The 6881-nt window shown below is 43.0% G+C and carries 7 protein-coding genes; 2 read left to right on the top strand and 5 right to left on the bottom strand.

What is annotated here, in order from left to right:
* Nucleotides 1-297: 297 nt before the first annotated feature.
* Entirely contained in the window at nucleotides 298-2688 is a 2391-nt protein-coding gene (gene lon, locus GH808_RS13305) for an endopeptidase La (RefSeq protein ID WP_186843279.1), read from the bottom strand.
* A gap of 36 nt (nucleotides 2689-2724) precedes the next feature.
* Nucleotides 2725-3138: a MarR family winged helix-turn-helix transcriptional regulator gene (locus GH808_RS13300; protein ID WP_186843278.1), complete on the bottom strand. Its 414-nt coding sequence runs from the start codon at nucleotides 3136-3138 to the stop codon at nucleotides 2725-2727.
* 237 nt (nucleotides 3139-3375) lie between these two features.
* Between GH808_RS13300 and GH808_RS15455 the strand changes: the two genes are divergently transcribed.
* A complete protein-coding gene (locus GH808_RS15455; protein ID WP_243166222.1) occupies nucleotides 3376-4131 on the top strand; it encodes a peptidylprolyl isomerase in 756 nt (251 codons plus the stop codon).
* A 141-nt stretch (nucleotides 4132-4272) separates the two neighbouring features.
* On the opposite strand, the gene GH808_RS13290 is transcribed toward GH808_RS15455, so the two are convergent.
* Nucleotides 4273-4431, bottom strand: a complete 159-nt coding sequence (locus tag GH808_RS13290) for a hypothetical protein (RefSeq protein ID WP_186843277.1) — start codon at nucleotides 4429-4431, stop codon at nucleotides 4273-4275.
* A 148-nt stretch (nucleotides 4432-4579) separates the two neighbouring features.
* Here GH808_RS13290 and GH808_RS13285 point away from each other — a divergent pair, with 148 nt between their 5' ends.
* The gene (locus GH808_RS13285) at nucleotides 4580-5317 is read left to right on the top strand and encodes a MerR family transcriptional regulator (RefSeq protein ID WP_243166221.1); all 738 of its coding nucleotides are present in this window, start codon (nucleotides 4580-4582) and stop codon (nucleotides 5315-5317) included.
* Nucleotides 5318-5533: 216 nt separating this feature from the next.
* On the opposite strand, the gene GH808_RS13280 is transcribed toward GH808_RS13285, so the two are convergent.
* Together GH808_RS13280 and pyrE are read right to left on the bottom strand one after the other, a co-directional pair.
* Nucleotides 5534-6055, bottom strand: coding sequence for a type 1 glutamine amidotransferase domain-containing protein (locus GH808_RS13280; RefSeq protein ID WP_186843276.1), 522 nt, complete (start codon nucleotides 6053-6055; stop codon nucleotides 5534-5536).
* A 94-nt stretch (nucleotides 6056-6149) separates the two neighbouring features.
* Nucleotides 6150-6725: an orotate phosphoribosyltransferase gene (gene pyrE / locus GH808_RS13275; protein WP_186843275.1), complete on the bottom strand. Its 576-nt coding sequence runs from the start codon at nucleotides 6723-6725 to the stop codon at nucleotides 6150-6152.
* Nucleotides 6726-6881 lie beyond the last annotated feature (156 nt).

The following is a 6881-nucleotide window of genomic DNA, read 5'->3' as shown; positions in this document are numbered from 1 at the left end:
AGAGCCTGAACATCTCTATCTTACATGGAAAGGTGATTTTTGGGTATAACCCTTTTGACCACCACCCGCATAGCAGGTGGTTTATTGTTTCGCCCGCTTTGCGTGCTCAACAGACTAAAGTCTAAAATTAAAACAGGAGCAGCTTGATCGCCGCTCCTGAGACTGTAGACAATATCCTCACGTAGTACCGACAATTGTTACATCATGTTGTATGCCTCAGAGCGGACACGGCGATAGCCTGTCCGATTCTGCAGCATACAACCGATTAACAATTGGTCGGTACGGGTTTGTTGTGCATTATTTATTTTTTTGCATATTCAGCTGAATGTTCGAATCCCCACTGGGTTTGTTTAAAACAACTTTTTGTTGCGGCACTTCAATGCCTAAAGCCGCTTTGAAAACATCTTCAATACTTGAAACAAATTTGATGGTCAAGGCCTTGCGCACTTCCTCCGGAATATCAGGGACATCCCGTTCATTGTCTTTTGGCAGAAGAATTGTTTTTATGCCGCTGCGTTGTGCCGCAATGACCTTTTCTTTGATTCCGCCAACCGGCAGCACCTGACCGCTGAGGGTAATCTCACCCGTCATCGAAAGCTTGGAATCCACTTGTTTCCCTAAAATAAGCGATGCCAGCGCCGTTGTTAATGCTACCCCAGCCGAAGGCCCATCCTTTGGTGTCGATCCTGACGGAACATGGATATGCGTATCGTATTTGAAATAGTCAAATCCACCCGCCAGTTCTCCTAAATGAGAACGAATCAGACTCATCGCAATGGTGGCGCTTTCTTTCATCACGTCTCCCAGTTGTCCCGTCAGTGTCAATTTTCCACTACCCGGCATTAAGCTGGCTTCAATGAACAGAATTTCGCCGCCGACTGCGGTCCAGGCCATCCCGGTTACGACGCCGGGGCGATTGTCTTCGCCGGCTTTTTCATGTCGTCTTGTTTTGTTTCCTAAAATCTCATTTAAATTTTTTGTTGTAACCACAAATGGCGTTTCGACTGTTTTAGAAACAATTTTTTCCGATACATAGCGGGAGATTTTTGCCAGTTGTTTGGTCAGCCCACGCACACCGGCTTCAGCCGTATAATTTTCAATCAGCGCTTCAATGGCCGGCTCCTCGATTTGCAGCATGTCATTGGTCAACCCGTGTTCTTCCAGTACTTTTGGTAACAGATGATCAATGGCAATGCGCTTCTTCTCGCCATTCGTGTAGCTTGATAACTCAATGATTTCGGCCCGATCCAACAGCGGTGCCGGTATGGTACTTAAATCATTAGCCGTCGCGATGAAAAACACATCCGATAAATCATAAGGAATTTCCAGATAATGATCAGAGAATGAATTATTCTGTTCCGGATCCAATACTTCCAGTAAAGCGGAGCCGGGATCTCCCTGATGCGACATTCCCATTTTATCTATTTCATCCAGAACAAAAACCGGATTTTTGGCCTGAGCATTGCAGATGCCCTTGATGATGCGTCCCGGCATTGCCCCCAGATAGGTTTTTCGATGTCCCCGTATTTCAGCTTCATCGCGAACACCACCCAAACTTGCTCTGACATATTTTCGTCCGGTCGCTTCCGCGATGCTCTTTCCTAAACTGGTTTTGCCAGTTCCCGGAGGTCCCACCAAAAGAAGGATCGAGCCCTGTTTATCTTCTTTTAATTTCATGACCGCAAGATGCTCAATGATTCGTTTCTTCACATCGTCAATTCCGTAATGATGTGAATTCAGCACCTGTCGGGCATGTTCGATATCAATTTCTTTCTTTTCACTCACCCAGGGTATTTCCAGCAGTAAATCGAGATAATTCATGATGACATTGCCTTCACCACTGTTTTGTGGGGTATTTTCCAGTTTATGCACTTCTTTTAAAGCGATTTTTTTAATGTCTTCCGGCATATCCGATTCATTGACTCGGGTCCGATAATCGGTTTCTTCTTCAGTATCCGCATCCATTTCTCCCAGTTCCGCCTTGATGTTTTTCAATTGTTCACGCAGCATGGCTTCGCGATACGATTTGTCTTTTCTTTGCGAATATTTTTTGCTGATTTCCAACTGCAGATGCACGGAATCTTTTTCCCGGATGATGTAATCAATAAAATTGAGTGCCCGTTCTTTGATCGAATCGACTTCCAGTAAGCCTTGTTTGCTTTTTAAGGGAATTCCCATCATCGGCACGGTATATCCCATCAGTTCTTCCAATGACAGCAGCCCGTCGAGAATGGTAATAAAGTATTCCGTTCCTTTGAATTTGGTGCTCAAATCCTTCATCAGGCCTTTAATGTAGACAATCATTTCCTGTTCTTCAGCTTCAGTAATATCCATGATATCTTCCTGATCGGCATAAGAAGCAGTAATCTGTTTTTCTTCAAAGGTAAAATCGTATACTTTCACCCGATTAATGGTTGTAATATCGATGATATACCCGGTATCGGACTTCTGGATATTGTCGAATTTCATGAGGACGCCGATTCGATAGAAAGAATCCGCCGTCAATTGAACCAGGCCCTTATAATCTTTGGTTGACAGCCCGATCGCCAAGGTATTGTTTTTGACGATCAGCTCCTTGATATTGTTGCCTATATCATCATTCACATAAATCCGAGTCGAAATACCAGGATAAATGACAGTTTCCGTAATTGGGATTAATGGTGCATTTTTGATTTCCAGTACGTTCATTTTTTTCCTCCTAAATCCTCTAGCCTTATATTTGTTTTAAAGGATTTTGTTTAGTAAAGTGATTAATTGATCCAGTTCTTCATCGGTGAGACTCTCAGTGATACGTTCGACACAACGTATCTGCGTACTTTCTTCCGCTCTGGCAATGGTTTTGCCCTTGGGTGTCAGATAAATAAAAAAAACCCGGCCATCTTCTGGCGAACGCTCGCGATAAACACAGCCCATTGATATGAATTTACTGATGACTTCTGTAATCGTCGGCTTTGAATTACATGTTTCCTGAGCCAGCTGACTGAATGTCACCCGATAATTCTTATCGATGATGCGCAGATAATATACCTGTTTGATTGTTATATCCTGTGCCTGACACGCTTGTTTCTCATGAATGTCTGACTCCATCTGAAGCAATTTATGGTAGGCCTGATATAATTCATTCTTTTTACATGTCATAATATCACCTAACTGTTTTTATTAGTTAGTTTTAACCTAACTACTTGAATGAAGTATAGCCTTCTTCAAGAAAATTGTCAAGAAAAGAGCGGTGCTTTTCTTAATCCATTAAGTTTTCATTAATTTTCCTGCTTAAACGCCAACAGCAATCCTGGCATTTACCCATCAACATGTTGACAAAAAACATCGTACAGGCTATGATTCTTATAAAACAAATTAATTTGCAAGGAGATAATTATGGAAAAAACCCCGTTAGCTACCGTAGGTAGTAAAACCATTTACACCTCGGATTTAGATGCCTTAATCCAACAATTACCACAGGAGCAGGCAAATCAGTTCACGTCCCATGAAGGTCGTCGACAATTATTGGAAGAACTTGTTGCGCAGGAGCTTTTTTATTTAGAAGGCAAAGAAAAAAAAGCCGATGAAAGCGAAGAATTCAAAAAAATGCTCATCGATGCCGAAGAAAAACTTCTGAAAACACATATGATTGCTAAATTCATGATGGATATCACCGTTGCGGACGATGAAATTGAAACGTTCTACAACGAAAACCCGAATCAGTTTATCGCACCTGACAGCATTCGTGCAAGTCATATCCTTTTACCTGCCGAACAACAGGCAATCGACATTATCGCGGAAATTAAAAATGGTAAATCCTTTGAAGCGGCCGCACAGGAATATTCAACGTGTCCGTCTAAAGACAAGGGGGGCGATTTAAGCTATTTTTCCAAGGGCCAAATGGTACCGGAATTTGAAACCGCAGCCTTTGCGCTGGAAATTGATGAAATGACAGAAATTCCGGTGCAAACACAGTTTGGCTATCATATCATTAAACTGACCGATCGAAAAACAGAGCAAACCATTCCTTTTGATGCGGTTAAAGAAAACGTCCGTAATTTCTTATTAAGAGAAAAACAAAACCGCGCTTTCATCCACCGCGTTGATGAACTGAAACAGAAATACCCGGTAAAAATGGAAATGGGTCTTTAATCTCCAAACAGAACCCGTCTCAGCACACCACTGATTGAATTGTCCGTCTTGCTGATTATTAAAAGCAGCAAGACGGACAATTTTTAGGTTGCGCCAAAAACAGCAGCTTGGTTCTGGTCGCGGATAAGTCTTGGTTTGCGATTAAAATTCTTCCGGCTTTTCTTTACACAAGAATTTATGGCCTAAAATGATCCCGACAATTATAAAAATGCCAGAAATAATCCCCAAAGCACAGGGAATAATTTTTTCTTTGTTGGTAGCAACGCAACATTGAGTTTCCTCATTTTTTTTGCAAAACATTCTTTTTCCTCCTGACTTTTTGAGTTTTTTGTATTATACCCACTTCACCAGAATTCACTCGCCCATTTTATTTTTGATTTTTTTCCAAAACTACTTGACTCTCACCTAAGGTGATAGTTTATCATTGTTTTTGTAAGGAGGTCATCAAATGAAAATGACAGTAAAAGAAGTTGCCGATCTCACCGGCGTCAGTGTGCGCACCCTTCACTTCTATCACAGTGAAGGAATTCTTGTTCCCGGTGAAATCGCTCAAAACAAGTATCGATACTACGATGAAACCAATCTCAAACGACTACAGAATATTCTTTTTCTCCGGGAAATGGATTTTCCAATCCAGGAAATCAAGCATATTCTTTCGGATCCGAATTATGATCAAATTGATTCCTTTAAAAAACATCGTAACCTTCTTTTGCTCAAGCGGAATCGTTTGGACAGCCTTATTAATCTACTGGATAAAAAAATAAAAGGAGAAGAAAACATGAGTTTTAAACCATTTGATATGAAAGAAATCGAAGACACAAAAAAAACCTATGAAAAAGAAGTGAAAGAAAGATGGGGACAGACCACCGCTTACGAGCAAAGCCAGAAAAAAACGAACGGCTATACCAAAGAAAACTGGGAAAAAATCCATACCGAAGCTGAAAACATCTACGCCGGCTTTGTAAAAAACATAAAAAAAGCACCCGAAGATGCGGTGGTACAGGATCTGGTAGCGCAGTGGCAGCAACACATCTGCCGGCATTACTACGACTGCACCAAAGAAATTCTCGCCGGATTAGGCCTGATGTACATCAATGACGAACGTTTCAAAACAAACATCGACGCACATTGCGATGGACTGGCTCAGTTTATGAGCGATGCCATCAGCATCTATACCGCCAAATAAAATGCGTTTTTGCTGTCAAAAGGGGCTTAAAGCCCACCATTCAGATTGCCACTAAACTCGTACCGACAATTGTTAATCAGTTGTCTGCTTGCAATTCGTACAGGCTATCGCCTGTTCGCCTTGATGCAGACAACACGATGTAATAATTGTCGGTACTACGTTAGTGCCCATATACAGTCTCAAAGAGGTATTTACAAAGCCCCTTTTGTATGTTCTCTAAGCCTGTTCGCTCAGCACTTTTATGTAATCCTTCATGTAGTCGGGCAGATCGGGTGGACGGCGGCTTGAAACGATATGCCCGTCGATGATCGATGGCACATCATGCCAGATGGCGCCGGCATTTCGCATGTCGTCTTTGATACCGGGGGTGCTGGTGACATTGACGCCATTGAGTACCCCTGCCGAGATCAGCACCCATCCTGCATGGCAGATCTCGCCAATCACGCGTTTTCTCATATCCATGTTCCGAACCATGTCCAGAACAACCGGAAACCGTCTGAGGGCATCAGGAGCCCAGCCTCCGGGCACCAGAATGCCATCGTAATCCTCCGGATTAACATCGCTAAAAGCATAATCGGAAACGCAGGGCACGCCATATTTTCCAATGTACTTTTTGCCGGCCGCTTCTCCCACAACATGAACAGTGACGCCTTCTTCGCGCAGACGAAGCACGGGGTACATCAATTCAAGATCTTCAAAATCATTACTGATCAACGCGATAATCTTTTTGTTTTTCATATTGTTTCCTCCTGATTTTTATTTCAGCCAATGGCACAACCAGTCCGCATCGGCTTTTTATACCTTTTTGTACTTCAGCAACCGGCTTGAATAATTAAGCGTTTCCCCGGGAACCGGGCTTAACCAGATCGATTTTCCCTGCTTTACAGACCGGACAGTCTTCGGCATCCCAGGCCGTGATCTCCAGCTTGATGGCGGAGTAGATCGGCATGTCGATTTCGACACCCTGGGCACGGCGGTCAGCGATGCAGGCAACGCCAAGCACTTCTGCCCCCATCGCCTCCAGTACTTTCTTCGTTTCGATGGTGGATTTACCGGTAGTTACAACATCTTCGGTGATGATGACTTTGTCACCCTTTTTGATTTCAAAGCCTCTTCTCAGCTGCATCTCGCCGTCTTTTCGTTCAGTGAAGATCGATTCTTTTCCCAGCTGACGGCCAATTTCGTAAGAGACGATAACGCCACCCATGGCCGGTCCGACCACTTTGTCAATTTCCAGCGCTTTCAGCTGTGCCACAACTGGTGCCAGCACTTTGGCCGCCTGATCTGGAAAACGCAGCACTTTTGCGCACTGTACATACTGATCACTGTGTTTTCCGGATGACAGCAAAAAATGTCCTTCCAAAAACGCATCGGTTTCTTTTAATATTTTCAAAACTTCCTGACTCATTTCAATTCCTCATTTCTTTATAATTTAGGCGATTTTCATCAACACTTTTTGTTATTCAATCGCCGTTTCATTTCAAACCTATCAAAGCTGGTGTGATTGTACCGATACAGCAGTATCAGTCCGCTCGTTTCTTTTAATACCCAAGTTTTTCGACCG

The organism is Acetobacterium fimetarium (assembly GCF_014284475.1).
In the GTDB taxonomy this organism is placed as follows: domain Bacteria; phylum Bacillota; class Clostridia; order Eubacteriales; family Eubacteriaceae; genus Acetobacterium; species Acetobacterium fimetarium.
The sequence above is the reverse complement of the archived record's forward strand: the minus strand, read 5'-3'. Positions and strand labels throughout refer to the sequence as shown.